Genomic DNA, 25633 nt, shown 5'->3' with positions numbered 1-25633 from the left:
GTCCGCCGACGAAATCCTCGCCTCCGTCAAAAGGTTCTGCCAGAAAACACTGGCAGGAACTTCAGATTCAGGTGACTAGCTTTAGTCAAGATTAACGAAACCGGCGCACCACAGTCGCAGAGGCAGAGGCACAGATGACAGACCAGCTCACACCCCGCCTGACGCTCGCGGCCAGTGCCACGCCCGTGGCCGGCCGGTCCCGCCTTGCCCAGGTCGAGGCGTATTGGACCGCGCTCTTTCGCGACGGCCAGCCGCCCGCCCGCGCCCAGATCGACCCGCGCGGGATCGAGGCGGCGCTGGAACACGCCTTCGTGGCCGAACGCATCACCCCGACCGAGGCGCGGATTCGCGTCGGCGGCCATCACCTGTCGGACCTGCTGGGGATGGAGGTGCGCGGCATGCCCGTGTCATCACTGATCGCGCCCGAGGCACGGGCGGCCTTTGGCGACACCCTGCGCGCGCTTTTCGATCGCACCGCCATCTGCCGGCTGACCCTGCGCAGCCCGGGGGCCATCGGCCAGCCCGATCTGACCGCGCGCCTGCTGCTGCTGCCGCTGCGCGGCGACGGGAATGAAATCAGCCGCGCCCTGGGATGCCTGATCAGCGACGGCGTGATCGGCCGCGCTCCGCGGCGGTTTGGAATCACCGACACCACAACCGCCCCGCTGGCCGCGCGTCGCGTGACACAGCCCGCCCCCGGCATGGCCGACCCACCAAAGGTTTTCACACCGCATCTGCGGCTGGTGAAATCAGACTGATCCGGAAATCCGGCTCAAGAAAAAGGGCGCTGAAAAGCGCCTTTTTTTGCCACGCTTGCCGATACCCGGATCAGCCCGCAGCCACGGCCCGCGCATCGCGCAGTGACGACAGTTCCTCGGCCACCAGAAAGGCCAGTTCCAGGGCCTGACTGGCGTTCAGGCGCGGATCGCAGGCCGTGTGATAGCGGTCGGACAGGTCTTCCTCGGTCACCGCGCGCACGCCGCCGGTGCATTCGGTCACATCCTGCCCCGTCATCTCGAAATGCACGCCGCCGGGGATCGTGCCCTGATCGCGGTGCACGGCAAAAAACTCCTGCACCTCGCGCAGCACCAGATCAAAGGGCCGGGTCTTGAACCCGCTGGCCGATTTGATCGTGTTGCCATGCATCGGATCGCAGACCCAGACCACATTGGCGCCTTCGCTGCGCACGGTGTCGATCAGGCGCGGCAGATGCTCGGCCACCTTGCCCGCGCCGAACCGCGCGATCAGCGACAGCCGGCCGGACTCGTTTCCGGAGTTCAGCTTTGCCAGCAGCACCTTCAGATCCTCGGCCGTCATTGACGGGCCGCATTTCAACCCGATGGGGTTCAGGACGCCGCGGGCAAACTCCACATGCGCGCCATCGGGCTGGCGCGTGCGATCCCCGATCCAGACCATGTGCCCCGACCCGGCCAGCCATTTGCCACTGGTCGTGTCCAGACGGCACAGCGCCTCTTCGTACTCCAGCAGCAGCGCCTCGTGGCTGGTGTAGAAATCCACCGTGGTCATGGCGTGGTTGGTGGTGCTGGTGATGCCCGCCGCCGTCATGAAATCCAGCGTGTCGCTGATACGGTTGGCCATGTCGCGGTATTTCGCGGCCTTCTCGCCCTCGGTGAACCCAAGCGTCCACTGGTGCACCTGATGGATATCGGCATAGCCCCCGGTCGAGAAGGCGCGCAGCAGGTTCAGCGTGGCCGCCGCCTGGGTATAGGCCTGCAACATCTTTCTGGGGTCAGGGGTGCGCCCCTCGGGGGTAAAGGCCAACTCGTTGATGATGTCGCCGCGATAGCTGGGCAGTTCCACGCCATCCACGACCTCGGTCGGCGCGCTGCGCGGCTTGGCGAATTGCCCGGCCATGCGGCCCACCTTGACCACCGGAACCTTGGCCCCGTAGGTCAGCACCATCGCCATCTGCAGCATCACCTTGAACGTGTCGCGGATCGCATTGGCGCTGAACTGGTCGAACGCCTCGGCGCAATCGCCACCCTGCAGCAGGAACGCCTCGCCGCGTGCAGCGGCCCCCAGTGCGGTTTTCAGCTTGCGCGCCTCGCCGGCGAACACCAGCGGCGGATACTGCGCCAACTGCCCTTCAACACTGGCCAGATTGTCCTGATCCGCATAGTCGGGCATCTGAACCCTGGGCTTTTTGCGCCAATCGGTCTTTTGCCACTCGCTCATGTCCGGTCTCCGTGCGACATCTGGGTTTGAAGGTCGGTATACAAAAGCGACGCCCGCCTGACCATAACAGAATTGCCCAAAGCGACACGGATTTGCCGCCAGCCCCTTGATCCGCAATGTCAAAGCTGCTCAAGCTTGGGGATTAGCGCGTTTCGGACCCAAAATGACAAAAACGACACCTTCCACACCTGTGCCGACACAGCCCGTCAAGACAAGGCGGTTCGTCTTCGTATTGCTGGACAGGTTCACCCTGCTCAGCTTTGCCTCGGCGCTGGAATGTCTGCGCATTGCCAACCGCATGATCGGTCAGCCCGCCTATGAGTGGGTGCTGATCGGCGAGGGTGGTGAAACGGCGCGCTGTTCTGCCGGCACCGAATTCAGGCTGGATGCCGACCTGATCGAGTTGACGCGCGACGACACTGTGCTGATCTGCGGCGGGATGGATGTGCAAAGCGCCACGACCAAGCGTCTGCTCAGCTGGATCAGGCGCGAGGCGCGCAAGGGGCTGAAACTTGGCGGGCTGTGCACCGCGTCCTACACGCTGGCGCGGGCCGGGGTGCTGGATGGCAAGCGCGCGACGATCCATTGGGAAAACCAGGACAGTTTCGCCGAAGAATTCGAGGACGTGACCCTGACCAAGTCGGTTTTCGTGATCGACGGCAACCGGATGACCACCGCAGGCGGCACCTCGTCGATCGACCTGATGCTCAAGATCGTGGCCGATGACCATGGCGAGGAGATCGCCAACCTGGTCGCGGATCAGCAGATCTATTCCTCGATCCGCACCGATCAGGACACCCAGCGGCTTTCGGTGCCCACCCGCATCGGCGTGCGCCACCCCAAGCTGAGCCAGGTGATCCAGAAGATGGAGCAGAACATAGAAGAGCCGATCAGCCCGTCATCGCTGGCCAAGGACGTCGGCATGTCGACACGGCAGCTTGAACGGCTGTTCCGCCGCTACCTGAACCGCAGCCCCAAGCGGTATTACATGGAACTGCGCCTGTCCAAGGCCCGCAACCTGCTGATGCAGACGGATATGAGCGTGATCAACGTGGCGCTGGCCTGCGGATTTGCCAGCCCGTCGCATTTTTCGAAATGCTACCGCGCGCATTACAACACCACACCCTACCGCGAACGGGGCAGCCAGGGTGCGCGGCTGTCGATCTGATCCGCGATCAATCGCCGGGGGTCAGGCGATAGATCGCGCCATTGCCTTCGGATATCATCCAGATCGACCCGTCCGGGGCCTCGCGCAGGTCGCGCACGCGCGACGTGGCGTCGCCCTCGATCCGTTCGACCTCTTGCAGCGGATCGCCCGACAGGCGGCTGATCAGATCGAATTTCAGCGACCCGTTCAGGAAATCGCCGCGCCATTCCGGCCACAGCGTGCCGGAATAGATCACCAACCCCGAAGGCGCGATGGAGGGATCCCAGTAGAACGCGGGCTGCTCCATCCCTTCCTTGGCCGTGCCTTCGCCGATCTTGGCACCGGAATAATGGCGGCCATACGAGATCACCGGCCAGCCATAGTTGCGACCCTTGCGGACATGGTTCACCTCGTCCCCGCCCCGCGCGCCGTGGGCATTGGTCCAGATCCGGCCCTGCGCATCCAGCGTCAGACCCTGCGGGTTACGATGGCCCCAGGACCAGATTTCGGGCTGCGCGCCGTCGCGTCCGACCAGTGGATTGTCGGCGGGCACGCTGCCATCGCGGTTGATGCGGATCACGGTGCCGATATGGTTGCTGACGTCCTGCGCCGCCGGGCGGTCGCCGCGATCGCCGATGGTCAGGAATATGTGCCCCTCGGGCCCCTCGACCATCCGTCCGCCGAAATGCCGTCCCCCGCTGCTGCCCGGCGCCATCACGAACAGGCGCTGGACATCCTCCAGCCTTGTGCCGTCATCCGACAATCGCCCGGCGCTGATGCCGGTGCCTGCCCCGCGCCCCTGCCGCGTGGCATGCGACAGGAACACCTGCCGCGATTGCGCGAAATCGCGCGGGATCAACACGTCAAGCAGACCACCCTGCCCGATTTCCACGATGTCGCCGGGCAGACCGCCCACCTGATCGCGGCTGCCATCCTGGCGCAGATACCACAACGCGCCGGCCTTTTCGGTCACCAGCACGCCGCCATCCGGCAAGAACCCCAGCGACCACGCACCGGAAAACCCGTCGGCCACCAGGTCGACCGCGATGGGGCCGCTGCTGCTGTTCAGGGTCTGGGCGGTGACCGGCTGTGCCAGCCCGGGGCCAAGGGCAAACGTGGCGGCAAGAACTGCGGCGCGTAACATCTGAGTCTCCTGTCAACAGGTGCATCAACCGCGAATGATGGCTCTGCCAACGCTCCGGACAACCCCCGATCGGCCCTGCGCAGGCCCGGGCGGCGTGTTCCTGCCGAAAACTCTTTTCTTTTCAATTCCGGCGCAATACGCTTCGAACCGGACCTGGTTCCAACGGGAGTCGACAATGAACATATCGACCGGGGCAAACCCTGTCGCAGGCCGCATCCGGAAGATCGCCAGCAAAATGGCGACGCTGACCGGGGCAGTCAAAAACGCACTTGCGCAGGCGGTGCTGCCGCACCGATGTCATGTGCTTGTTCCGGTGCGTGCAGACACGCGCCGAGTCGGACCCGTTCGCAACAAGACCTGACCAAGACGGCAAACCGCTGCGGGGGACATCCTGCGGAGGCTGCGATTTATCCGGGCATGGACACCATGACCGGCCAACCAAGGGGAGTATGACAATGAAGAAATTTCTGACAGCGACCGCCACGATGGCGCTGATGGCATCCGGTGCCGCCGCCGAAGAGGTCAAGATCGGCATCCTGCAAGGCTTCACCGGGCCGACGGAATCGCTGGTGGGGCCGATGGCCGCCGCGATGGAAATGGCGATCGACGAAGTGAACGCCAGCGGCAATTTCATGGACGGCATGACCGTCGTGCCCGTGCGCGGTGACAGCACATGCATCGACGCCTCGGCCGGCACCGCCGCCGCCGAGCGCGCGATCACCTCGGACGGGGTCAAGGGGATCATCGGCGGCACCTGTTCCGGTGTGACCGGCGCGATCCTGGCCAACGTGGCCGTGCCAAACGGCATCGTGATGATCTCGCCCTCGGCCACCAGCCCGGCCCTCAGCAATGCCGATGACAACGGCCTGTTCTTCCGCACGGCCCCGTCGGATGCCCGTCAGGGCGAGGTGATGGCCGACATCCTGATCGAGGATGGCGTGACCTCGGTGGCGCTGACCTATACCAACAACGACTATGGCAAGGGTCTGGCCGATGCGTTTGCCGCCGCCTTCGAAGAAAAGGGCGGCGAGGTGACGATCCAGGCCTCGCACGAGGATGGCAAGGCCGATTACTCGTCCGAAGTCGGGTCGCTGGCCTCGGCCGGTGGCGAGGTACTGGTGGTCGCGGGCTATCTGGACCAGGGCGGTGCCGGCATCATCCGTGCATCGCTGGATACCGGCGCGTTCGATCGCTTCCACCTGCCCGACGGCATGGTCGGTGAATCGCTGTCCAACGCGTTCGGCACCGAGATCGAAGGATCGAAAGGTCAGGCGCCCGGCAGCGACAGCGAAGGCACGGCGATCTTTCAGGAAATGGGCAAGGACAAGTTCGATTCCGCCTCGCCCTACACCGCCGAAGGCTATGACGCGGTGGCCCTGATGCTGCTGGCGATGCAGGCGTCGGGATCGACCGATCCCAATGTCTACAAGGACAGCGTGATGGCCGTGGCCAACGCCCCCGGCGAGCCGATCCTGCCCGGTGAGCTTGGCAAGGCTCTGGAAATCCTGGCCAATGGCGGTGAGGTCGATTTGGTGGGCGCCACCGGCATCGAGCTGATCGGCTCGGGCGAGGCCGCGGGCAGCTACCGCGTGGTCGAGATCAAGGATGGCAAGTTCGCCACCGTCGGCTACCGGTAAGCGTTCCGCAAAGTAATGTGCCGCATCCCGGCTGGACCGGGGTGCGGCATTGCTGTATGCGATCGCATCCAGAAAACGGGGATACCATGGATCAGATGATCGTCGTCGAGGACGTCCACAAGCATTTCGGCGGCTTTCACGCCGTTGACGGCGCCTCGCTGAACATCGGCGCGGGCACGATCACCGGGCTGATCGGCCCCAACGGTGCGGGCAAGACCACGCTGTTCAACGTCATTGCCGGCGTGCTGCCCCCCACCTCGGGGCGGGTGACGATGCAGGGCGAGGATATCACCGGCCTGCCCCCGCATGAATTGTTCCACAAGGGGTTGCTGCGCACCTTCCAGATCGCGCACGAGTTCCACTCGATGTCATGTCGCGAGAACCTGATGATGGTGCCCGGCGGTCAGGCAGGCGAGCGGCTGTGGGACACCTGGTTCAGCCGCAAGCGCATCGCCGAGGAGGAACGCGCGCTGCGCGCCAAGGCCGACGAGGTGCTGGAATTCCTGACCATCGAACATCTGGCCGATGAAAAGGCCGGGCAGGTTTCAGGCGGGCAGAAGAAACTGCTCGAGCTTGGCCGCACCATGATGGTCGATGCCAAGATCGTGTTTCTGGACGAGGTGGGCGCGGGCGTGAACCGCACCCTGCTGAACACTATCGGCGATGCGATCCTGAAACTGAACCGCGAGCGCAACTACACCTTTGTCGTGATCGAACATGACATGGATTTCATCGGCAAGATCTGCGACCCGGTCATCTGCATGGCCGAGGGCAAGGTGCTGGCCGAGGGGTCGCTGGACGAGATCAAGGCCAACGAACAGGTGATCGAGGCCTATCTGGGCACCGGCCTGAAGAACAAGGATCAGCTTGAGACCACCGGCGCGTGACCGGTGGCGTGATCCGATCGCGTGCCTGCGGCACACAGATTTGGTACGTTGGGGGCGCGGCCCCCAAACCCCCGGAGTTTATCCGGCAAGATGAAGGCAGGGACATGTGATGGGCGACAACCCGTATCAGGACACCCGCGGCGGCCGAGACCGTTCGATCACCAAGGCGCATGGCGTGGGTGAGATCCCCTATCGCAAGGGTGGATCGGCCCTGCCGGTCGAGGGCGAGACCCCGTTTCTGATCGGCGAGGCGATGACCGGCGGCTATGGCAAGGGACCCGACATCCTGCATGAGTGCACCATCGCGGTGAACGCGGGCGAGATCGCGGTGATCGTCGGGCCGAACGGTGCGGGCAAATCGACCGCGATGAAGGCCGTGTTCGGGATGCTGGACGTGCGCAAGGGCCGCGTTCTGCTGGATGGCGAGGATATCACCGCGCTCAACCCGCAGGACCGGGTGAAGAAGGGCATGGGTTTCGTGCCGCAGAACAACAACATATTCACCTCGCTGACGGTTGCGGAGAACCTGGAAATGGGGGCCTTCATCCGCGAGGACGACATCCGCACCACGATGGAGCAGGTGTATGACCTGTTCCCGATCCTGCGCGACAAGCGGCGGCAGCCCGCAGGCGAGCTGTCGGGCGGGCAGCGCCAGCAGGTCGCCGTGGGCCGCGCCCTGATGACCAAGCCCAAGGTGCTGATGCTGGACGAACCCACCGCCGGGGTCAGCCCCATCGTGATGGACGAATTGTTCGACCGCATCATCGAGGTCAGCCGCACCGGCCTGCCGATCCTGATGGTCGAACAGAACGCCCGCCAGGCGCTGGAGATTGCCGACAAGGGCTATGTTCTGGTGCAGGGGGCCAATGCCTTTACCGGGACGGGTCAGCAGTTGCTGGCCGATCCCGAAGTGCGCAAATCGTTCCTGGGGGGCTGAGGCATGGATCTGCTGAACGCAATCGTGACGCTGTCGAATTTCGTGCTGATCCCCGCCATCGCCTATGGCGCGCAGCTGGCGCTGGGGGCCTTGGGCGTCACGCTGATCTACGGCATCCTGCGGTTTTCCAACTTTGCCCATGGCGATACCATGGCCTTTGGCACCATGGCGACGATCCTGTTCACCTGGGTGCTGCAATCGGCCGGCGTCAGTTTCGGGCCGCTGCCCACCGCCCTTCTGGCCCTGCCCGTGGGAATAGGCGTCTGCATGCTGGCGGTGCTGGCCACGGATCGCACAGTCTACAAATTCTACCGCGAGGTGAAGGCCAAGCCGATCATCCTGGTGATGGCCAGCCTTGGGGTGATGTTCATCTTCAACGGGCTGGTGCGGTTCATCATCGGGCCGGATGACTACCGTTTTGCCGATGGCGAGAGGTTCATCATCACCGTGCCCCAGTTCCGCGAGATGACAGGGCTGGCCGAGGGGTTGGCGATCCGGACAACACAGGGCATCACGGTGATCACCGCCGTGATCGTGGTTGCGATCCTGTTCTGGTTCCTGAACCGCACCCGCACCGGCAAATCCATGCGCGCCTATTCCGACAACGAGGATCTGGCGCTGCTGTCGGGCATCAACCCCGAACGCGTGGTGATGGTGACCTGGCTGATCGTGGCGACGCTGGCGACCGTCGCGGGCGTGCTTTACGGTCTGGACAAGTCGTTCAAGGCCTTCACCTATTTCCAGCTTCTGCTGCCGATCTTTGCCGCCGCCATCGTCGGCGGGCTGGGCAGCCCGGTGGGCGCCATCGCAGGCGGGTTCGTGATCGCCTTTTCCGAAGTCTTCGTCACCTACGCGTGGAAAAAGGTCCTGACCTATGCGCTGCCTGACTCGATGGCGCCTTCGGGACTCGTGCAACTGCTGAGCACGGATTACAAATTTGCCGTCAGCTTCGCGATCCTGCTGATCGTGCTGCTGTTCAAACCCACAGGTCTGTTCAAGGGGAAGTCGGTATGAGCGATACGGTCAGAGCCACTGCGCTGTTCATCCTTGTCGCCGTGCTGATTATCGGCACGGGCGTGGTGCAAAGCTGGAACTCGGCGCTGCTGATCCTGAACTTCGGACTGATCAGCGCGGTCATGGCGCTGGGGGTGAACCTGCAATGGGGTTTTGCGGGGCTGTTCAACGTCGGTGTCATGGGGTTCGTGGCGCTTGGGGGTCTGGCCACCGTGATCATCTCGATGCCGCCCACGACCGAGGCCTGGGCCGCCGGTGGGGTCCGCGTGCTGCTGGGGCTGGCGCTGGGGGCGGCGACCATCGTGGGCACGATCCTGATGCGGCGCGCGATGGCACCGGGCCGATACCGGGCGCTGGCAACGCTGGTGGTTCTGGTGGGCGGGTTTTTCCTGTTCCGATGGGTGTTTGACGGCGGCACGCAGGCCATCGAAAGCATAGATGCAGCCGCCACGGGATACCTGGGCGGGCTGGGCCTGCCGGTGCTGCTGGCCTGGCCGGTGGGCGGGCTGCTGGCTGCCGGGGCGGCATGGATCATAGGCAAGACCGCCCTTGGGCTGCGCAGCGACTATCTGGCGATCGCCACGTTGGGAATCGCGGAAATCGTTATCGCCGTTCTCAAGAACGAGGAATGGCTGACCCGCGGCGTCAAGAACGTCAACGGCCTGCCCCGCCCCGTCCCGCGTGAGATCGACCTGCAGACCGATCCGGCCTTTGTCGAACGGGCCACAAGTCTGGGCATCGACGTGGTGACCGCCTCGACCCTCTACGTCAAACTTGGCTATGCGGCGATGTTTGCGGTGGTGCTGGTTATCCTGCTGATCCTGGCGCAGCGCGCGCTGCACAGCCCGTGGGGCCGGATGATGCGCGCCATCCGCGACAACGAGGTCGCGGCCGAGGCGATGGGCAAGGACGTGACCGCGCGGCACCTGCAGATCTTCGTGCTGGGGTCGGCCATCTGCGGCATCGCGGGCGCGATGATGACCACGCTGGACGGTCAGCTTGTGCCCACAACCTATCAGCCGCTGCGCTTTACCTTTCTGGTCTGGGTGATGGTGATCGTCGGCGGATCAGGCAACAATCTGGGCGCTGTGCTGGGCGGGTTCATCATCTGGTTCCTGTGGGTACAGGTGGAACCCGTGGGCCTGTGGCTGATGCAGACCATCACCAGCGGCATGCCGCAGGATGCCTGGCTGCGCGGGCACCTGCTGGAAGGCGCCGCGCACATGCGGCTGTTCACCATGGGGGTGATCCTGCTGCTGGTGCTGCGCTTCTCGCCTCGGGGTCTGCTGCCCGAACGGTGACAGAAAGGGCGGGCGCTTTGTGACGCCCGCCCCCTTACTAGGCCTATGGCAAATGCCTTACGCCCTGAGGCCCAGCTTGTAGACGTGGATTTCAAAGGTCGGGTGCTGTTCGGCTCCGATCACGGTGTCCTTGTAATGGCGGAAGGTCGAGCGCCAGTAGGGCTGGATCACGACGCCCTCGTCGCGCAGGATCTGCTCCAGTTTGGCCATGCTTTCGCGCCGCTCGTCCGCATCGGCAATCGCCAGTGCGCGTGACAGTTCGGAATCGAAATCGGCATTGGAAAAGCCGCTTTCGTTCCATGTCTCGCCGGAACGATAGGCCAGTGCCAGAACCTGCACTCCCAGCGGGCGCTGCGCCCAGTCAGTGGTCGAAAAGGCGTATTTTGTCCAGTCGTTCCAGAAGGTCGCGCCGGGCAGCACCGTGCGCCGCACGTTGATGCCCGCGTCGCGCAGCTGCGCCGCCGCCGCATCGCTGGTGTTGCGCCGCCACGTGTCGTCGATCGAGATCAGCTCGTGCTCGAAATCGGCCATCCCGGCCTCTTGCATCAACGCCATCGCGCCTTCTGGATCATGGGCGGCCGCGCCGATATCGGCATATTCGGGATGGATCGGGCAGACATGATGGTTTTCGGCCACCGTCCCGCGCCCGGCATAGCCCAGTTCCAGACACAGCGCGTTATCCACAGCCATCGCCAGCGCACGGCGCACCCGCGCATCGGCATAGGGCGTCTGGCCGTCAATCTCGGCATTCTGGTTGGCGCGGATGACCAGCGTGTTGGCGGTGACGGTCTCGGACTTGGTCCAGCCCAGGCCATCCATGATCTCGATGAAGTCGTCCAGGGACTCGTACACCATATCGACCTCGTCGGCATCGGCGGCAGCCACGACCGAGGCCTGATCGGTGCCAAAGTCGATATATTCGATGCGGTCCAGAGCCGCCTGCCCGATCACGCCCTTGCCCCACCAGTCATGCTCGGTGTTGCGGACCAGAACCGATTTCACCCCGACGCTGAAATCCTCGGGCAGGTAAGGCCCGGTGCCGATGGGGTTTTCCAGCGGGTCGCCGGTGAACGACTGGTGCACCACCGCCGCCGGGTAATCCGAGAACCCGGCGATCAGCGTGATGTCCGGGCTGGGCAGGGTCAACCGCACGGTCAGGTCATCGACGACCGTGATCGCATCGCCGCGGGCCTGACGCGTTTCGGGATCGACCATCGCGCCCATGCGCGAGGCCATCGAATTGCCCTCGACCGTGGCGTCGCACCAGCGTTCGATATTGAACGCCACGTCCTGCGCGGTGAACGCATCGCCGTTGTTCCACGTCACATCGGGGCGGACATTCAGTGTGTATTCCGTGGCGTCCTCGTTCACCGACCAGCTTTCCAGCAGGATACCGCGGAACGACCCGTCGCGATTGTACTCGACCAGATATTCCAGCCAGCCGCGGGTATAATTGGACATCTGCGGCCAATCATAGGTGCGCGGGTCCTTCAACGCCAGAACCGTGCTTTCGATGCGCAGGGTGCCACCCTCCTGCATGTCCGTGGCGGCCTGCACGGGCTGCGCAGAGCCGATCAGCGCATATGCGGCAGAGGCGGTGACGCCAAGAGCGGTGGCGCGGGTCAGGAACTCGCGGCGCGACAGGGTGCCTGCGGCCACCTCGGCGGCATAGGCTTTGGCGGCGGGATGTATATCTGGTGCGGCTGCACTTTGCATGATCAACGTCTCTCGGTTTTTTGCGGGAATGCGTGCACTGGGGCACAAATGGCACGCGCGTCCATTTATTGTGGCCCAGAAGTCGCGGGCGTGGCGCGTACCCTCAAGCAGGTAGCGCAGAACCTTCCCGAGTCCAACCGGACGTGGCCTAACGCGACCGGAACAACCCGCCCAGAACACCGCGCACGATGCGTTTGCCGGTAGTCCCGCTCAGTTCCCTGACAAGCGCCTTGCCAAGCGCCTCGGTCACCGTATCGCCACGACTGTTGCTGCGGATGCTGCGGCTGGTCGAGCGACCGACCCTGTCGGCACTGTATCGGCGCGCGGCGGTGAATTCGCGCTGTTTCATATCCTTGGCCTCTTCCGCCGCCTCCGCCTCTTCGGCGGCAATCGCGGCCTCGGCGGCGCGGCGGGCCAGGATTTCATAGGCTGACTCGCGGTCGATCCGCAGATCGTACTTGCCGCCCAGGCCACTGCCGTCGATCACCGCACGCCGCTGCGCGCCCGTGATCGGCCCCAGTTGCGACGACGGCGGCCGGATCAGCGTGCGTTCCACCACGCCGGGCACGCCTTTTTTCTGCAACATGGATGTCACCGCCTCGCCCACGCCGACCTGCAGGATCGCCTGTTCTGTATCGAAGCGGGGATTGTCGCGATAGGTTTCCGCCGCCAGACGCAGCGCCCTGCGATCGCGCGCGGTAAAGGCGCGCAGCGCATGCTGCACCCGGTTGCCCAGCTGGCCAAGAACATCCTCGGGCACATCCGCCGGATTCTGCGTCACGAAATACACGCCCACACCCTTGGACCGGATCAGGCGCGCCACCTGTTCGACCTTGTCCACCAATGCCTTGGGCGCGTCATCAAACAGCAGATGCGCCTCGTCGAAAAAGAACACCAGTTTCGGTTTCTCGGGGTCGCCCACCTCGGGCAGGCTTTCGAACAGTTCCGACAACAGCCACAACAGAAAGGTCGCATACAGGCGCGGGCTGTGCATCAGCCGGTCAGCGGCGAGGATATTGATCATGCCGCGGCCTTCGGCGTCGAACCGCATCAGATCGGCCAGATCCAGCGCCGGTTCGCCAAAGAAGTCCGCGCCGCCCTGATTTTCCAGCACCAACAGACGACGCTGGATCGCGCCCACCGACTGGACCGAGATATTGCCGTAGCGCAGCGAAAGATCGGCCCGGCTCTGCCCGACCCAGACCAGCAGCGCCTGCAGGTCCTTGAGATCCAGAAGCGGCATGCCCTGCTCGTCCGCAAGCCGGAAGGCGATGTTCAGGATTCCCTCCTGCGCCTCGGACAGTTCCAGCAGGCGCGACAGCAGCAGCGGCCCCATCTCGGCAACCGTGGTGCGCACCGGGTGCCCCTGCTGGCCGAACAGATCCCAGAAGGTGACAGGAAAGCGGTCGTAGTCAAAGGTATCAAAGCCGATCCTGGCATTGCGCTCGGTAAAGGGCTGATGCAGCTTGCCGCCCGGATCGCCGGATACGGCAAGGCCCGACAGATCGCCCTTGACGTCCGACAGGATCACCGGAACCCCGGCAGCCGAGAACCCTTCGGCCAGAATTTGCAACGTCACGGTCTTGCCCGTGCCGGTGGCCCCGGCGATCAATCCGTGCCGGTTGGCATAGCCCAGCGAAAGATACTGTTTTTCGGCGTAATCCTCGCCGCCCCACCGATAAAGATACCGTTGCTCACCCTGCCGTCCCCGTTGCTGCCACCGTACGCGGCAGACCATACAATCTTAACCTATCCATGCCAGTCTGAATTCAGCCCGTTGTCACATGTCCTCTGGGGCGCGGGCTGACTTCCTCCCTGTCAGACTGGCCGCATCCTTCGGGATGCGGCTTTTTTGATCACATGTTCGACCTTTGGAGGCGCGCCCCCTTGACAGATGAAAAATGTGAATACGCCACTGTTGACCGGACGTAAGAAACAGCCTAGCGTCCGTAACAATACTAAGTCGGCCAGTCCGACGGGGAGCAAGAAACGATGGAAAAGGGGCTGTAATGGCTCCTTTTTCTGTCTGTGAACATGGCGCGATTGATGGCGAAATCTTGCGTGCCGCTCTTGCCGCGTTGTGATTTCTCCCCTGACAAGGCACGCGCCCCATGGTAAGCCGCATCCCAGATTTACGTGACATGAAACGGGGAACCCATGCCCAGACTTCTTTACAGCCTTTCGATTCTTGCGCTGCTGTCCGCACCCTTGTCCGTGCAGGCCCAGGACACCACCGAACCCGCCGCGGAACCCACGCTCGACAGCCAGTCCGATGTCGGCGGCGCGACTGCCCCTCAGCTTGGGGAGCTTTCGATGGGCGAGGAAGAGACAGACCCGAATGCCCCGGGCACGCCTTACCTGAAAGAGATGGTCGAGGATTGGGCGATGGAGTGCATCCGCATGCCCGAGGGCGAGGAAGAGCCCTGCCAGTTGTTCCAGTCGCTGAATGACGAAAACGACAACCTTGTCTCGAATGTGCGCATCTTCAAGCTGCCCGAAGGCCAGCGCGCCGCAGGCGGTGCCCTGATCGCCGTACCGCTGGAAACCCTGTTGACAGCGCAGGTAACCATCCGCGTGGATCAGGGACAGGCGAAACGCTATCCTTTCGCGGTCTGTGACCAGTTGGGCTGCTACGCGCGCATCGGCTTTACCGCCGAGGAAATCGCCGCCTTCAAGCGCGGGTTCACGGCCACGGTCAGCATCACGCCCTTCGTGGCACCGGATGAGCCGATCAATCTGAACATGTCGCTCAAGGGGTTCACCGCCGCGTTCGACAAGGCGACGGTGATGCCGAACTGATCACCAACTTGGTGTGACACTCAAGGCCCGGATGCATGCGCGTCCGGGCCTTTTTCATATCCGCCCACGCGCGGCGGCCAGCATCAGGCGCAGGCGCGCGCCGCCCGGTGAAATGTCGGCCTTGCCCTGTGCCACAAGCCCCGGATCACGCGCCACCCGTTTCAGCACCGCCGCCGCCGACCATGCGGGCAGCACCGCCGGCCGCGCCTTTGGTGGCACAGCGCCCTGCCCCGCACGCCCGCGCTCCAGCCGGGCCAGCCCGTGACGCGCCAGATCGGCCACCGCCTGCGGTCGGCCATCGACCAGCGGCATGCGCCCGGTCTGTTCCAGCGCCGGAATGGCCCGGAACCACGCCGCCAGCCCCTGCGCATAGCCGATGTCGCGCAGGGCAGGTTCCGCCGCGTCCGGCGCCCCCAGCGCCCGCGCGGCGACCCAGATCAGGCCACCCGCCGTGTCATCCAGAAAGGCATCAAAGGCCGCCGCATCCGCGAACGGGTCCTTGTGAATATCCCAGCGCCGCGCCAGCACCAGCCGGTCCAGCACCGCGCAGGCCGGATCGTCCAGCAGCCCGGCCAGAGGTGTCACCACCTGATGCCGCCGCGGCGTCGTGCCCTGCGCGATCTCGTCCAGCGCGTCGCGCCACCATTGCAGGCGCATCTCGGCAATCATCGGCTCCTGCGTGACCCAAGGCGCGCGCGCCACCTCGACATTCAGCGCGTAAAGCGGGAACAGCACCTCGCGCGCGTCGGGCGGGGCGGCCATGGCGGCCAGAAACCGGTCGGGATCGCCCTGCTCCACGGTTTGCGCGCAGGCTGTCAGATCGTCAGAGGGCAAGCAGATACTCCCGTATCAATCGTTCGGTCTCCGGCGCATCGACCAGATCCAGATGGCCCGCGCCGGGCACCACATGATAGCGCCCCTTGTCCGTGACGCCAGAGATCAGCGGCTCATAGCCTGTGGCGTCAAAGCTTTCATCACGCGCCCCCGCGATCAGCAGAAAGGGCGGCAGCGCAGCCAGATCGGCCTTGTAGTTGCGGCGCGGGGCATAGGACTGGTTCAACCGCCAGCTATAGGCGGTCGTGGCGGTGTGGCCCAACGGCCCGTCCAGCACCTGCGCCGGCATGGCGAACTGGATCATGATCAGGTGATCCAGCGCACGGATGCCCAGCATGTTCAGCATCGACAGGCCAATGATGCGCCGTGTCAGGGGATGCGCCCAGCCGCCCGAATTCGGCCGCGTCACCGGCGCGTCATGGTGCAGGAACGGGGCCAGCAGGATCGCCCCGTCGATCATGTCGCGATGCGCGCCACCGGCAAAGCGCACCACCAGCCCCCCGCCCGAGGAATGGCCCAGCAGCACCACCTTGCGCGCCCCCGCATCGCCGATCCCGGCGGTCAGGTCATCTTCGAACTGGCCGACATGATCCACGTCGCCGCGCCGCTGCGGATCGGCCCCGTGCCCGCGCAGGGTCACCGCGCGCAGCTCGGCCACATCGCGCAAGCGCCAGGCCAGCCGGTCGAACTGCTGCCCGTGCCAGCCCGAGCCGTGGATCATCACCACGATGGGCAGGCCGGACGCATCGGGCGCGCGCACCACCGTCATCGGCAGATCGGTGCCATCTGGCGCGGTATAGCTGCTGCGCCGGAACCGCGGATCATCCTGCGGCGGGGCAAAGGGACTGGCAATCAGCCCGGCAAAATCCAGCCCGCCACTTTCAGGCACCGGGCCGGGGCGTTGCGACTGGATCAGACCCAGCGCGATACACAGGTAGATCGCCAGCGAAATGGCTGCGAAAATCAGACCCTTGATCACCATCGGGCCGCCCCCTCGTGACACGCTCAGGCCGGAACCGTCGCGGTTTCGCGCACCAGTTTCCACACGATCGCATCCAGCAGAGCATCAAAGGACGCATCCACTATGTTCGGGCTGACCCCGACCGTGGACCAGCGACGGCCCGCGCCATCCTCGCTGTCGATAATCACGCGGGTCACGGCATCGGTGCCGCCCTGGGTGATGCGCACCTTGAAGTCGACCAGCCGCATGTCGATGATCAGGTCCGAATACGGCCCCAGATCCTTGGCCAGCGCGCGCGCCAGAGCGTTGACCGGGCCGCGATCACACCCGGCCTCGTCCATCGACTCGCTGACCGACAGCTTTTTCTCTCCATCGACCTTCACCACCACAACGGCCTCGGACAGGCTGACCATGCGGTTGTACTTGTTCTTGCGCCGCTCGACCGTGACCTTGTAGCGCTTGACCTCGAAAAACTCTGGCAGCTGCCCCAGCTCGCCCCGCGCCAGCAGCTCGAAGGACGCCTGCGCGCTGTCATAGGTATAGCCCTGCGCCTCGCGCTCCTTGACCGTTTCAAGGATGCGCGCCAACGCGGGGCTGCCCTCGGGCACCTCGATCCCGGCCTCGGCCAGACGGCGGCGCAGGTTCGACTGGCCCGCTTGGTTCGACATCGGGATGATGCGGGCGTTGCCCACGGTGGCGGGGTCGATATGCTCGTATGTGCTGGGGTCTTTCAGGATCGCGCTGGCGTGCAGACCGGCTTTGTGGGCAAAGGCCGAGGCCCCGACGTAAGGCGCCTGCCGCTGCGGCACGCGGTTCAGGATGTCGTCCAGCATCCGGCTGATCCGGGTCAGATCGCGCAGCGCCTCGGGCACGATGCCGGTGACATACAGGCTGGCATAGGGTTCCTTCAGCAGCAGGTTGGGGATCAGCGTGGTCAGGTTGGCATTGCCACACCGCTCGCCCAACCCGTTCAGCGTGCCCTGAATCTGCCGCGCGCCCGCATCGACGGCAGCCAGCGATCCGGCCACGGCATTTTCAGTATCGTTGTGGCAATGGATGCCCAGCCGGTCACCGGGGATGCCGGCGGCGACCACCTCGGCGGTGATCCGGCCCACCTCGGCGGGCAGCGTGCCGCCGTTGGTGTCGCACAGCACGATCCAGCGCGCCCCCGCTTCATAAGCCGCGCACAGACAATCCAGCGCATAATCGGGGTTGGCCTTGTAGCCGTCAAAAAAATGCTCGGCGTCAAACAGCGCCTCGCGCCCCTGCCCTTTGACATGCGCGATGCTGGCGCGGATGTTCTCGGTGTTGTCCTCAAGCGAGATCCCCAGCGCCGTGGTGACGTGGAAATCATGGGTCTTGCCCACAAGGCAGACCGCAGGCGTGCCCGCGTTCAGCACCGCGGCCAGCACATCGTCATTCTCGGCGGAGCGCCCCGTGCGCTTGGTCATGCCAAAGGCGGTAAAGCGCGCGCGGGTGTCGGGGCGCGCGTCGAAGAACGCGCTGTCGGTGGGGTTGGCACCCGGCCAGCCGCCCTCTATGTAATCGACGCCAAGGCTGTCCAGCGCCTGCGCGATGCGGATCTTTTCAGGGGTCGAGAACTGCACCCCCTGCGTCTGCTGCCCGTCACGCAGCGTGGTGTCGTAGAGGTAGAGGCGGTCTGTCATGACGCAAAGCCTCCCAAAGGCTGGGCGCAACACAAGGCGCGCATGCGCCATGCCCGACCTCGGGAGGGCGGTCGGGCCGGGTGTGGCGGGTGTTGCGCAGAACAACTGGCGTAGCGGGTGTGACCTGCGTTGCGAGTTGCCCTCCCTGGAGGGAGGTCGGGCATGGAGCATGCGCGCCGGGTTGGGACCCCATGGTAGGCCAAGTCGCTCATACCAATGCCTCCAATTTGGTCAGATCAACTTCGGGACCGGCTGCCAGAACCACACCCTCCTTGCTCATCTGGACTGCGACACCAGCCTCGACCAATGCCGCTTTCAGTCGGTCAACTTCTGCAAAGTCCTTCGTTTGCATTGCCACTGCCCGCGCGTCTGTGAGGCGCTCCGTCAGCGCATCAAGCAAGACACCGCCAGCATTCTGCCAGCCGCCCAATTCTTCGGTCAGCAAGCCAAGAAACTGTGCGCTTGCCTTCAATGCGTCATACTCCTTATCAGCCGCCAACTGGTGAAGGACCGAGATCGCACCGGCAGTGTTCAGGTCATCGGCAACGGCTTCCATGACCGCCCGAGATACTTCTGCAGTTTCATCAAGTTCACTCACCACTGCGCGCCATTTATTCAAAGTGCGCGCAGCCTCCCGCGCCTTCTTCTCGGTCCAATCCATCGGCTTGCGATAATGCGTGGACAGCATAACAAACCGGATCACCTCGCCCGGCACGCCCTGATCCAGCAGATCGCGCACCGTAAAGAAATTGCCCAAGGACTTGGACATCTTCTTGCCCTCGACCTGCAACATCTCGTTGTGCATCCAGAAATTTGCAAAGCCGCCCTGCGGATGGGCGCAGCAGCTTTGCGCGATTTCGTTTTCGTGATGCGGAAAGGCCAGGTCGATCCCGCCGCCGTGGATGTCGAATGTCTCGCCCAAAAGTTCATAGGCCATGGCCGAGCATTCGATATGCCAGCCCGGCCGCCCCCGGCCCCAGGGGCTGTCCCAGCCCGGCTGATCGTCGGTCGATGGCTTCCACAGAACGAAATCCATCGGGTTGCGTTTGTACGGCGCCACCTCGACCCGGGCGCCGGCGATCATGTCCTCGACCGTGCGGCCGGACAGTTTGCCGTAATCGGCATAACTGTCGACGGCGAACAGCACATGGCCCTCGGCCTCATACGCATTGCCCTTGGCGATCAGGTCGGCGATCATGTCCACCATCTGCGGGATGTATTGCGTGGCGCGGGGCATGTGGTCGGGCTCCATCGCGCCGACGGCGGCCATGTCGTCCAGAAACCACTGCGTCGTCTCGGCGGTGATGTCACCGATGCTGCGCCCTGTCTCGGCGGCGCGGGCGTTGATCTTGTCATCCACGTCGGTGAAGTTGCGCACATAGGTCACGTGATCAGGGCCATAAACATGCCGCAGCAGCCGGTACAGCACGTCGAACACGATCACCGGGCGGGCATTGCCCAGATGCGCGCGGTCATAGACCGTGGGGCCGCAGACATACATCCGCACATTGTCCGGGTCGATCGGGGTGAACAACTGCTTGCGGCGGGTTTTCGTGTTGTAAAGCCGGATATCGGTCATGGGGTCCTCACACGCGGTTGGCGCGGGCTTAGCAACTTCATCGGAATGAGGAAAGAAGGAACGGCCCGCGTGACGATGTCAGCGGATAATGCAGATGCAGATGATGCAGGTGCCGTTCATGTCGTCACGATACGCCCGTCCGCGCCCCTTGCCAAGGGGCAAACCACGGGCCATGGTCGCGCCGGAATTTGATCAAACACCGGAGACCCGAATGACCCTGTCCCACCGCATCACGCATATCATCGGGACCGGCGGCGATGGCTGGGGGCTGTTCTACAAGGCGCGCGCGATGGTCGAGGCAGGCCAGCCGGTGACCGAGCTGACGATCGGCGAGCATGACATCCGCACCGACCCTTCGATTCTGGCCGCGATGGACCGGGCGGCGCGCGGCGGGCACACCGGTTATGCCACGATCCCCGGCACCGATGGCCTGCGCGATGTGGTGGCGGCGCGGGTTCAGGCACGCACGGGCGTGTCCACGACGCGGGCCAATGTGCTGATCACGCCGGGCGGGCAATCGGGGCTGTTCGCCGCCCATCACGCGGTGTGTGACGAGGGCGACCGCGCATTGTTCATCGACCCCTACTATGCCACCTACCCCGGCACGATCCGGGGCGTGGGGGCGGTGGCCGTGCCGGTGCCCGCACGGGCCGAGGATGCGTTTCAGCCGCGCGCCGCAGATCTGGCCGCCGCAGCGCCGGGCGCGCGCAGCCTGCTGGTGAACACGCCCAACAACCCCACCGGCGCGATCTATGCCCGCGCCACGCTGGACGGCATCGCACAGGTCTGCACCGATCACGATCTGTGGCTAATCTCGGATGAGGTGTATGACACGCAGGTGTGGGAGGGCGATCACCTGTCGCCCCGCGCCCTGCCCGGCATGGCGGATCGCACTCTGGTGATAGGCTCGATGTCGAAAAGCCACGCGATGACCGGCAGCCGCATCGGCTGGATCGTGGGGCCAGAGGAAGCGATCGCGCGTCTGGCAGCACTGGCGATCCACACCACCTATGGCGTGCCGGGGTTCATTCAGGACGCCGCGCAGTTCGCGCTGAGGCAAGGCATCGGGATGGAACAGGAAATCGCCGCGCCCTTTGCCCGGCGTCGTGCCATCGCGCTGGAAATCCTCAAGCGGCAGACCACCATCCGCGCGCTGCCACCGCAGGGGGCGATGTACATGATGCTGGACATTCGCCAGACAGGCCTGAGCGGCGAGGCGTTCGCCGAAAGCCTGCTGGACACGCACATGATCGCGGTGATGCCCGGCGAAAGCTTTGGTCAGGCCCCGGCAGGGCATATCCGCGTGGCCCTGACGGTCGATGATGCGAGGTTTACCGAGGCGTTCCAGACGCTTGTGGATCACGCCACCGCCTTGGCTATCTGAACGTCAACGCCCCAGCATCCACTGCCCGTCGGGGTGAAAGGCGTGAAAGGCAAAGGCGAAGGGCATGTCATGCACCACCGGGCGGCCCTGTGCGTCGGTCACCCGCACGGTGCCCACGTCACGACCCTGCCCGATGCGCGCGCTGTCCAGCGCCGAGGCCTGCCCACCTGTCCAGCGCAGGATCACCCCGGCCTCGCGCAGTTCACCCGCTTGCCGAATACGCTCCAGCGGCCAGGCGCGGCTGCCCACGCGCACGACGCGGGCCAGAGGTGCAATGCCGTGGGGCGGGTTCTCGCCGCGATAGAGGAAAGGCTGCGCCGCGCTGTCATAGTTGCGATAGGGGTTCACCCCGTATTGCCGCGAGGCCCGTGGCTGATCCATCACCAGCCCGTCGGGATGACGAGCGCGAAACTCCTCCCAGCTTTCCATCACCGCCGGGATCTGGCGCAGTTGCGTGCCGTTCAGATCGCCCACGATGGCCAGTCCCAGCGCCTGCTGCCACCAGCTTTCGGTCTGGCGGTCATACATGATCATATCGGAAAAACGCAGCTTGCCCGACACGCCGAAATCGAGCACCCGGCCATCCTCGCGGCGGTCGAACACCATCGCGGTGTTGCACAGAGGGCAGAAGGTGACGGCGACAGGCACGCCCGCCACGGTGTCGTTGGCGATCTCGTGCCACATCAGATAGCGGATCGGATAGGCGCGTGCGGTGTCCCCCATCTCAAGCGTCATCACGGGTTCGCGCGGGTCAAGCCGGGTTTCCTGTGATGCCTTGATCATGGCGGGATCGCTGAGCGCGGGGATGCCATCCTTGGGCGGTCCGCCGCTGATGATCTGATCCCAGTCTTCCACGCTGCTGCGGGTGAAATCGGTGTCACGCCATTCACTGCGCCACGCCGCAGGATCAGCCAGGGCCGTGGATGCGAAAACCAGCAGGGCCAGCAGGGCAAGAGGGCGCGCAGTCATCGGCAACTCCTGTATCTGTCGCTGGCACGATCATGCGCGACAGAGCCGAGTCGTCCTATAGGGGGCACGAAGACGTGAAACGCGCGCAGGTCGCTGCACCGGGGGCGGTTTACGCCCCCGGCCGCACAGTCACTGCGCGACTGTCACCTTGGTCATCACATCGGGCCGCCCCACGACCGCGCCGTTCTGACCGCGCCCGCGCTTGATCGCGTCGACCACATCCATGCCTTCGGTCACGCGGCCGACCACAGTGTATTGGCCGTTCAGGAAATGGCCCTGATCGAACATGATGAAGAACTGGCTGTTGGCCGAGTTGGGGTCCTGGCTGCGGGCCATGCCGACGACGCCGCGATCAAAGGGGATGTCGGAGAACTCGGCCTGCAGATCGGCCTTGCCCGATCCACCCATCCCGGCGCGGCGCATGTCCTCGCCCAGCTTGCCGAATTTGACGTCGCCGGTCTGGGCCATGAAGCCGTCGATCACGCGGTGGAACACCACCCCGTCATACGCGCCCTCGGCGGCCAGGGTCGCGATGCGCTCGGCGTGATCGGGTGCCACGTCTTCCAGCAGGTCGATGGTGATCGTGCCATTGGCCTCGCCCGTCACCTCGATCTGGATTTCGGTGGCGGCGGCGGGGCTGGCCAGCAGCACCAAAGCAAGAATCGCGTTACGCATCGGCGGCCACCTTGACGCTGATCATGCGGTCGGGGCTGGCGGGCGGCTCGCCGCGGGTGATGGCATCGACATGCTCCATCCCGCTGATGACGCGGCCATAGACGGTGTATTGACCGTTCAGGAAATGGTTGTCGCCGAAGTTGATGAAAAACTGGCTGTTGGCCGAGTTGGGGCTGGACGAGCGCGCCGCCCCCAGCGTGCCGCGATCATGGGGCAGTTTCGAGAACTCGGCCGGCAGGTCAGGCAGGTCGCTGCCGCCGGTGCCAGCGCGGGCGGGGTTCCAGCCGTCTTCCATGTTGGCATGCTGCACATCGCCGGTCTGGGCCATGAAGCCGTCGATCACCCGGTGAAAGGCCACGTTGTCATATTTGCCCGCGCGGGCCAGGTCCTTCATCCGCGCGGCATGCTGCGGGGCCACCTCGGGCAGCAGTTGAATCGTGACGGTGCCGTTCTTCAGCTCCATCAGGATGGTGTTCTCGGGGTCGGTTATGTCAGCCATCAGGCACTCCTTCGGTCATGTTTGCGCAAACCTAGGCGCGCAAAGGCCGAAAGCCAAGCGCAGAGGTTGACGGGTCGGCGGTGGCGCGCCATGAGACCTGCAAGCGACCCTTTGAGAGAGGCGACTATGGGCTGGAAAACGCTGGACGACATGGATCTTGCGGGCAAGCGCGTGCTGGTGCGGGTGGATATCAACGTGCCGGTGGAACATGGCGTGGTGTCGGATGCCACCCGGATAGAAAAGATCGCGCCGACCGTGCAGGACATCCTGGCGCGCGGCGGGCAGCCGATCCTGATCGCGCATTTCGGACGTCCCAAGGGCAAGGTGGTGCTGGATCTCAGCCTGCGGGTCTGCGTGCCCGCGCTGCAACGTGTGCTGGACCGCAAGGTCAAGCTGGTCGAGACGCTGGATGCCGCCGAGGACATGACCGAAGAGGCGCGGTCGGCCGATGTGCTGCTGCTGGAAAACATCCGCTTTCATCCCGGCGAAGAAGCGAACGACCCCGCATTCGCGGCGCGGCTGGCCGGTCTGGGCGATATCTATTGCAACGATGCCTTTTCGGCCGCACACCGCGCCCACGCCTCGACCGAGGGACTGGCGCGGCTGCTGCCGTCCTGCGCAGGCCGCCTGATGCAGGCCGAGTTGCAGGCGCTTGAGGCCGCATTGGGTGCCCCGGCCCGGCCCGTGGTGGCGGTGGTCGGCGGGGCCAAGGTCAGCACCAAGCTGGAATTGCTGGGCAATCTGGTGGAAAAGGTCGACAGCCTTGTGATCGGTGGCGGCATGGCCAACACCTTTCTGGCGGCACAGGGCATCGGCGTGGGAAAATCGCTGTGCGAGCATGACATGACGGAAATGGCGGGCGACATCCTGGCCAAGGCGCAAGTCACCGGATGCGAGATCATCCTGCCGGTGGATGTTGTCGTTGCACGCGAGTTCAAGGAAGAAGCCGCGCATGAGGTCGTGCCCGCCACCGCCTGCCCCGAGGATGCGATGATCCTGGACGCCGGGCCGCAATCGGTGGCGCGGATCGTGACCGCGCTGGAAAACGCGAAAACGCTGATCTGGAACGGGCCGCTGGGCGCGTTCGAGATCGCGCCGTTCGACGCCGCCACCAACGCGGCGGCCAAGCGCGCGGCCGAGCTGAGCATGGCGGGCGCGCTGGTCTCGGTCGCAGGGGGCGGCGACACAGTGTCGGCGCTCAACCGGGCCGGGGCGGCGGACGGGTTCACGTACCTGTCCACCGCAGGTGGCGCGTTCCTGGAATGGATGGAGGGCAAGCTGCTGCCCGGCGTCGCGGCGCTGGACGAAGCGGCATAACCCCCAGAAAGCAAACCCACGCGCCCCGCGATGAAACGCGGGCGCAACAACCGACAATCGAGGGATGGTGAGAGACATGAACGACGCACAGGCAGAGCAGATGCGCAACGGGCGCGGCTTTATCGCGGCGCTGGACCAGTCGGGCGGATCCACGCCCAAGGCGCTGCGGCTTTATGGCGTGACCGAGGAGGAATATGCCTCGGAGGACGAGATGTTCGATCTGGTCCACGCCATGCGCACCCGGATCGCGCAGGCCCCGGCCTTTACCGGCGACAAGGTGATCGGCGCAATCCTGTTCGAAATGACAATGGACCGGCAGATGGGCGGCAAGCCCACGGCACGGTTCATGTGGGAAGACCGCGGCGTGGTGCCGTTTCTGAAGGTCGACAAGGGCCTGGATGACGAGCGCGATCAGGTGCAGGTGATGAAACCGATGCCCGATCTGGATACGTTGCTGGCGCGCGCGGTGCAGGCGGGGATCTTTGGCACCAAGATGCGCTCGGTCATCAATGGTGCGTCGCCTTCGGGCATCCGCGCCGTGGTCAGCCAGCAGTTCGAGGTCGGGCGGCAGATCCTGGCGCATGGTCTGGTGCCGATCATCGAGCCCGAGGTCACGATTTCCATCGCCGACAAGGCCGAGGCCGAAGACATCCTGCTGGCCGAGATCACCGCCCATCTGGAGGCTCTGAACGGTGACAGCCAGGTGATGCTGAAACTGACCCTGCCCGAGCACGCCAACCTGTACAAACCGCTGGTCGATCATCCGCGCGTCATGCGTGTCGTGGCCCTGTCGGGCGGCTACAGCCGGGACGAGGCCTGTGGACGGCTGGCAAAGAACACCGGCATGATCGCCAGCTTCAGCCGCGCGCTGACCGAAGGGCTGAGCGCGCGGCAAAGCGACGAGCAGTTCAACGCCACGATTGCCAAGGCGATCGACGGGATCTATCAGGCCTCTGTCGCGGGCTGAATG

23 protein-coding genes are annotated in these 25633 nt (G+C 64.7%); 12 read left to right on the top strand and 11 right to left on the bottom strand.

All coding sequences use genetic code 11. From position 1 onward, the window contains the following. Positions 1 to 134 precede the first annotated feature (134 nt). A complete protein-coding gene (locus tag ACFTOW_RS17100) occupies positions 135 to 758 on the top strand; it encodes a PAS domain-containing protein (protein WP_379917952.1) in 624 nt (207 codons plus the stop codon). A 70-nt stretch (positions 759 to 828) separates the two neighbouring features. Here ACFTOW_RS17100 and ACFTOW_RS17095 read toward each other — a convergent pair whose 3' ends face one another. Further along, on the bottom strand, positions 829 to 2196 hold the full coding sequence (locus ACFTOW_RS17095; RefSeq protein ID WP_379917950.1) for a class II 3-deoxy-7-phosphoheptulonate synthase: 1368 nt from the start codon (positions 2194 to 2196) through the stop codon (positions 829 to 831). 163 nt (positions 2197 to 2359) lie between these two features. Here ACFTOW_RS17095 and ACFTOW_RS17090 point away from each other — a divergent pair, with 163 nt between their 5' ends. Then, entirely contained in the window at positions 2360 to 3364 is a 1005-nt protein-coding gene (locus ACFTOW_RS17090; RefSeq protein ID WP_379917948.1) for a GlxA family transcriptional regulator, read from the top strand. Positions 3365 to 3371: 7 nt separating this feature from the next. Here ACFTOW_RS17090 and ACFTOW_RS17085 read toward each other — a convergent pair whose 3' ends face one another. After that, positions 3372 to 4487 (bottom strand): PQQ-dependent sugar dehydrogenase, encoded by a 1116-nt coding sequence (locus ACFTOW_RS17085; protein ID WP_379917946.1) that lies wholly within the window; start codon positions 4485 to 4487, stop codon positions 3372 to 3374. A 94-nt stretch (positions 4488 to 4581) separates the two neighbouring features. Here ACFTOW_RS17085 and ACFTOW_RS17080 point away from each other — a divergent pair, with 94 nt between their 5' ends. The 6 genes from ACFTOW_RS17080 to ACFTOW_RS17055 all read left to right on the top strand — a co-directional run bounded on the left by ACFTOW_RS17080 (position 4582) and on the right by ACFTOW_RS17055 (position 10263). After that, complete coding sequence (locus ACFTOW_RS17080; protein WP_379917944.1) at positions 4582 to 4848, top strand: hypothetical protein; 267 nt, start codon at positions 4582 to 4584, stop codon at positions 4846 to 4848. Between the two features lie 94 nt (positions 4849 to 4942). Beyond that, the gene (locus tag ACFTOW_RS17075) at positions 4943 to 6124 is read left to right on the top strand and encodes an ABC transporter substrate-binding protein (protein ID WP_379917941.1); all 1182 of its coding nucleotides are present in this window, start codon (positions 4943 to 4945) and stop codon (positions 6122 to 6124) included. 95 nt (positions 6125 to 6219) lie between these two features. Then, positions 6220 to 7011 carry an ABC transporter ATP-binding protein gene (locus tag ACFTOW_RS17070; protein ID WP_379917954.1) on the top strand — a complete coding sequence of 264 codons (792 nt, stop codon included), beginning with the start codon at positions 6220 to 6222 and terminating at the stop codon, positions 7009 to 7011. Between the two features lie 109 nt (positions 7012 to 7120). After that, positions 7121 to 7948 carry an ABC transporter ATP-binding protein gene (locus tag ACFTOW_RS17065; RefSeq protein WP_379917939.1) on the top strand — a complete coding sequence of 276 codons (828 nt, stop codon included), beginning with the start codon at positions 7121 to 7123 and terminating at the stop codon, positions 7946 to 7948. Positions 7949 to 7951: 3 nt separating this feature from the next. Next, entirely contained in the window at positions 7952 to 8962 is a 1011-nt protein-coding gene (locus tag ACFTOW_RS17060) for a branched-chain amino acid ABC transporter permease (RefSeq protein ID WP_379917937.1), read from the top strand. Continuing rightward, entirely contained in the window at positions 8959 to 10263 is a 1305-nt protein-coding gene (locus ACFTOW_RS17055) for a branched-chain amino acid ABC transporter permease (RefSeq protein ID WP_379917935.1), read from the top strand. Before ACFTOW_RS17060 ends, ACFTOW_RS17055 begins: the two co-directional genes overlap by 4 nt. A gap of 57 nt (positions 10264 to 10320) precedes the next feature. Here the strand turns inward: ACFTOW_RS17055 and ACFTOW_RS17050 are convergent, their stop codons facing one another. Together ACFTOW_RS17050 and ACFTOW_RS17045 are read right to left on the bottom strand one after the other, a co-directional pair. Beyond that, complete coding sequence (locus ACFTOW_RS17050; RefSeq protein WP_379917933.1) at positions 10321 to 11979, bottom strand: ABC transporter substrate-binding protein; 1659 nt, start codon at positions 11977 to 11979, stop codon at positions 10321 to 10323. Between the two features lie 148 nt (positions 11980 to 12127). Continuing rightward, entirely contained in the window at positions 12128 to 13717 is a 1590-nt protein-coding gene (locus tag ACFTOW_RS17045; protein ID WP_379917931.1) for a helicase HerA-like domain-containing protein, read from the bottom strand. Between the two features lie 419 nt (positions 13718 to 14136). Here ACFTOW_RS17045 and ACFTOW_RS17040 point away from each other — a divergent pair, with 419 nt between their 5' ends. Then, complete coding sequence (locus ACFTOW_RS17040) at positions 14137 to 14778, top strand: invasion associated locus B family protein (RefSeq protein WP_379917929.1); 642 nt, start codon at positions 14137 to 14139, stop codon at positions 14776 to 14778. A gap of 54 nt (positions 14779 to 14832) precedes the next feature. On the opposite strand, the gene ACFTOW_RS17035 is transcribed toward ACFTOW_RS17040, so the two are convergent. The 4 genes from ACFTOW_RS17035 to cysS all read right to left on the bottom strand — a co-directional run bounded on the left by ACFTOW_RS17035 (position 14833) and on the right by cysS (position 19819). Next, positions 14833 to 15612: a squalene/phytoene synthase family protein gene (locus ACFTOW_RS17035; protein ID WP_379917927.1), complete on the bottom strand. Its 780-nt coding sequence runs from the start codon at positions 15610 to 15612 to the stop codon at positions 14833 to 14835. Then, entirely contained in the window at positions 15602 to 16594 is a 993-nt protein-coding gene (locus tag ACFTOW_RS17030; protein ID WP_379917925.1) for an alpha/beta hydrolase, read from the bottom strand. Before ACFTOW_RS17030 ends, ACFTOW_RS17035 begins: the two co-directional genes overlap by 11 nt. A gap of 23 nt (positions 16595 to 16617) precedes the next feature. After that, entirely contained in the window at positions 16618 to 18240 is a 1623-nt protein-coding gene (gene cimA / locus ACFTOW_RS17025) for a citramalate synthase (protein WP_379917923.1), read from the bottom strand. A 208-nt stretch (positions 18241 to 18448) separates the two neighbouring features. Continuing rightward, positions 18449 to 19819: a cysteine--tRNA ligase gene (gene cysS / locus ACFTOW_RS17020; RefSeq protein WP_379917921.1), complete on the bottom strand. Its 1371-nt coding sequence runs from the start codon at positions 19817 to 19819 to the stop codon at positions 18449 to 18451. A gap of 211 nt (positions 19820 to 20030) precedes the next feature. Between cysS and ACFTOW_RS17015 the strand changes: the two genes are divergently transcribed. Further along, positions 20031 to 21203 carry a pyridoxal phosphate-dependent aminotransferase gene (locus tag ACFTOW_RS17015; RefSeq protein WP_379917919.1) on the top strand — a complete coding sequence of 391 codons (1173 nt, stop codon included), beginning with the start codon at positions 20031 to 20033 and terminating at the stop codon, positions 21201 to 21203. Between the two features lie 3 nt (positions 21204 to 21206). Here ACFTOW_RS17015 and ACFTOW_RS17010 read toward each other — a convergent pair whose 3' ends face one another. From ACFTOW_RS17010 to ACFTOW_RS17000, 3 genes are all read right to left on the bottom strand, one after another. Beyond that, positions 21207 to 22172, bottom strand: a complete 966-nt coding sequence (locus ACFTOW_RS17010; RefSeq protein WP_379917917.1) for a DUF3179 domain-containing protein — start codon at positions 22170 to 22172, stop codon at positions 21207 to 21209. Between the two features lie 129 nt (positions 22173 to 22301). After that, positions 22302 to 22847 (bottom strand): peptidylprolyl isomerase, encoded by a 546-nt coding sequence (locus tag ACFTOW_RS17005; RefSeq protein ID WP_379917915.1) that lies wholly within the window; start codon positions 22845 to 22847, stop codon positions 22302 to 22304. Next, entirely contained in the window at positions 22840 to 23346 is a 507-nt protein-coding gene (locus ACFTOW_RS17000) for a peptidylprolyl isomerase (protein WP_379917913.1), read from the bottom strand. The genes ACFTOW_RS17005 and ACFTOW_RS17000 overlap by 8 nt, the downstream gene beginning before the upstream one ends. A gap of 126 nt (positions 23347 to 23472) precedes the next feature. Here ACFTOW_RS17000 and ACFTOW_RS16995 point away from each other — a divergent pair, with 126 nt between their 5' ends. Together ACFTOW_RS16995 and ACFTOW_RS16990 are read left to right on the top strand one after the other, a co-directional pair. Beyond that, positions 23473 to 24663 carry a phosphoglycerate kinase gene (locus ACFTOW_RS16995; RefSeq protein ID WP_379917911.1) on the top strand — a complete coding sequence of 397 codons (1191 nt, stop codon included), beginning with the start codon at positions 23473 to 23475 and terminating at the stop codon, positions 24661 to 24663. A gap of 76 nt (positions 24664 to 24739) precedes the next feature. Next, positions 24740 to 25630 carry a fructose bisphosphate aldolase gene (locus ACFTOW_RS16990; RefSeq protein ID WP_379917909.1) on the top strand — a complete coding sequence of 297 codons (891 nt, stop codon included), beginning with the start codon at positions 24740 to 24742 and terminating at the stop codon, positions 25628 to 25630. The last annotated feature ends 3 nt before the right edge of the window (positions 25631 to 25633 follow it).

It is taken from the genome of Lacimonas salitolerans, assembly GCF_042677865.1.
Taxonomy (GTDB): domain Bacteria; phylum Pseudomonadota; class Alphaproteobacteria; order Rhodobacterales; family Rhodobacteraceae; genus Lutimaribacter; species Lutimaribacter salitolerans.
This window is presented reverse-complemented; position numbering and strand designations above follow the sequence as displayed.

Excerpts from the sequence above, each read along its gene's own strand:
- ACFTOW_RS17085 (WP_379917946.1), bottom strand. The coding sequence starts at position 4,487 with ATGTTACGCGCCGCAGTTCTTGCCGCCACGTTTGCCCTTGGCCCCGGG.
- ACFTOW_RS17090 (WP_379917948.1), top strand. The coding sequence starts at position 2,360 with ATGACAAAAACGACACCTTCCACACCTGTGCCGACACAGCCCGTCAAG.
- ACFTOW_RS16990 (WP_379917909.1), top strand. The coding sequence starts at position 24,740 with ATGAACGACGCACAGGCAGAGCAGATGCGCAACGGGCGCGGCTTTATC.
- ACFTOW_RS16995 (WP_379917911.1), top strand. The coding sequence starts at position 23,473 with ATGGGCTGGAAAACGCTGGACGACATGGATCTTGCGGGCAAGCGCGTG.
- ACFTOW_RS17060 (WP_379917937.1), top strand. The coding sequence starts at position 7,952 with ATGGATCTGCTGAACGCAATCGTGACGCTGTCGAATTTCGTGCTGATC.
- ACFTOW_RS17065 (WP_379917939.1), top strand. The coding sequence starts at position 7,121 with ATGGGCGACAACCCGTATCAGGACACCCGCGGCGGCCGAGACCGTTCG.
- ACFTOW_RS17100 (WP_379917952.1), top strand. The coding sequence starts at position 135 with ATGACAGACCAGCTCACACCCCGCCTGACGCTCGCGGCCAGTGCCACG.
- ACFTOW_RS17040 (WP_379917929.1), top strand. The coding sequence starts at position 14,137 with ATGCCCAGACTTCTTTACAGCCTTTCGATTCTTGCGCTGCTGTCCGCA.
- ACFTOW_RS17015 (WP_379917919.1), top strand. The coding sequence starts at position 20,031 with ATGACCCTGTCCCACCGCATCACGCATATCATCGGGACCGGCGGCGAT.
- ACFTOW_RS17005 (WP_379917915.1), bottom strand. The coding sequence starts at position 22,847 with ATGCGTAACGCGATTCTTGCTTTGGTGCTGCTGGCCAGCCCCGCCGCC.
- ACFTOW_RS17070 (WP_379917954.1), top strand. The coding sequence starts at position 6,220 with ATGATCGTCGTCGAGGACGTCCACAAGCATTTCGGCGGCTTTCACGCC.
- ACFTOW_RS17045 (WP_379917931.1), bottom strand. The coding sequence starts at position 13,717 with ATGGTCTGCCGCGTACGGTGGCAGCAACGGGGACGGCAGGGTGAGCAA.
- ACFTOW_RS17055 (WP_379917935.1), top strand. The coding sequence starts at position 8,959 with ATGAGCGATACGGTCAGAGCCACTGCGCTGTTCATCCTTGTCGCCGTG.
- ACFTOW_RS17010 (WP_379917917.1), bottom strand. The coding sequence starts at position 22,172 with ATGACTGCGCGCCCTCTTGCCCTGCTGGCCCTGCTGGTTTTCGCATCC.
- ACFTOW_RS17050 (WP_379917933.1), bottom strand. The coding sequence starts at position 11,979 with ATGCAAAGTGCAGCCGCACCAGATATACATCCCGCCGCCAAAGCCTAT.
- ACFTOW_RS17030 (WP_379917925.1), bottom strand. The coding sequence starts at position 16,594 with ATGGTGATCAAGGGTCTGATTTTCGCAGCCATTTCGCTGGCGATCTAC.
- ACFTOW_RS17000 (WP_379917913.1), bottom strand. The coding sequence starts at position 23,346 with ATGGCTGACATAACCGACCCCGAGAACACCATCCTGATGGAGCTGAAG.
- ACFTOW_RS17095 (WP_379917950.1), bottom strand. The coding sequence starts at position 2,196 with ATGAGCGAGTGGCAAAAGACCGATTGGCGCAAAAAGCCCAGGGTTCAG.
- ACFTOW_RS17075 (WP_379917941.1), top strand. The coding sequence starts at position 4,943 with ATGAAGAAATTTCTGACAGCGACCGCCACGATGGCGCTGATGGCATCC.
- cimA (WP_379917923.1), bottom strand. The coding sequence starts at position 18,240 with ATGACAGACCGCCTCTACCTCTACGACACCACGCTGCGTGACGGGCAG.
- cysS (WP_379917921.1), bottom strand. The coding sequence starts at position 19,819 with ATGACCGATATCCGGCTTTACAACACGAAAACCCGCCGCAAGCAGTTG.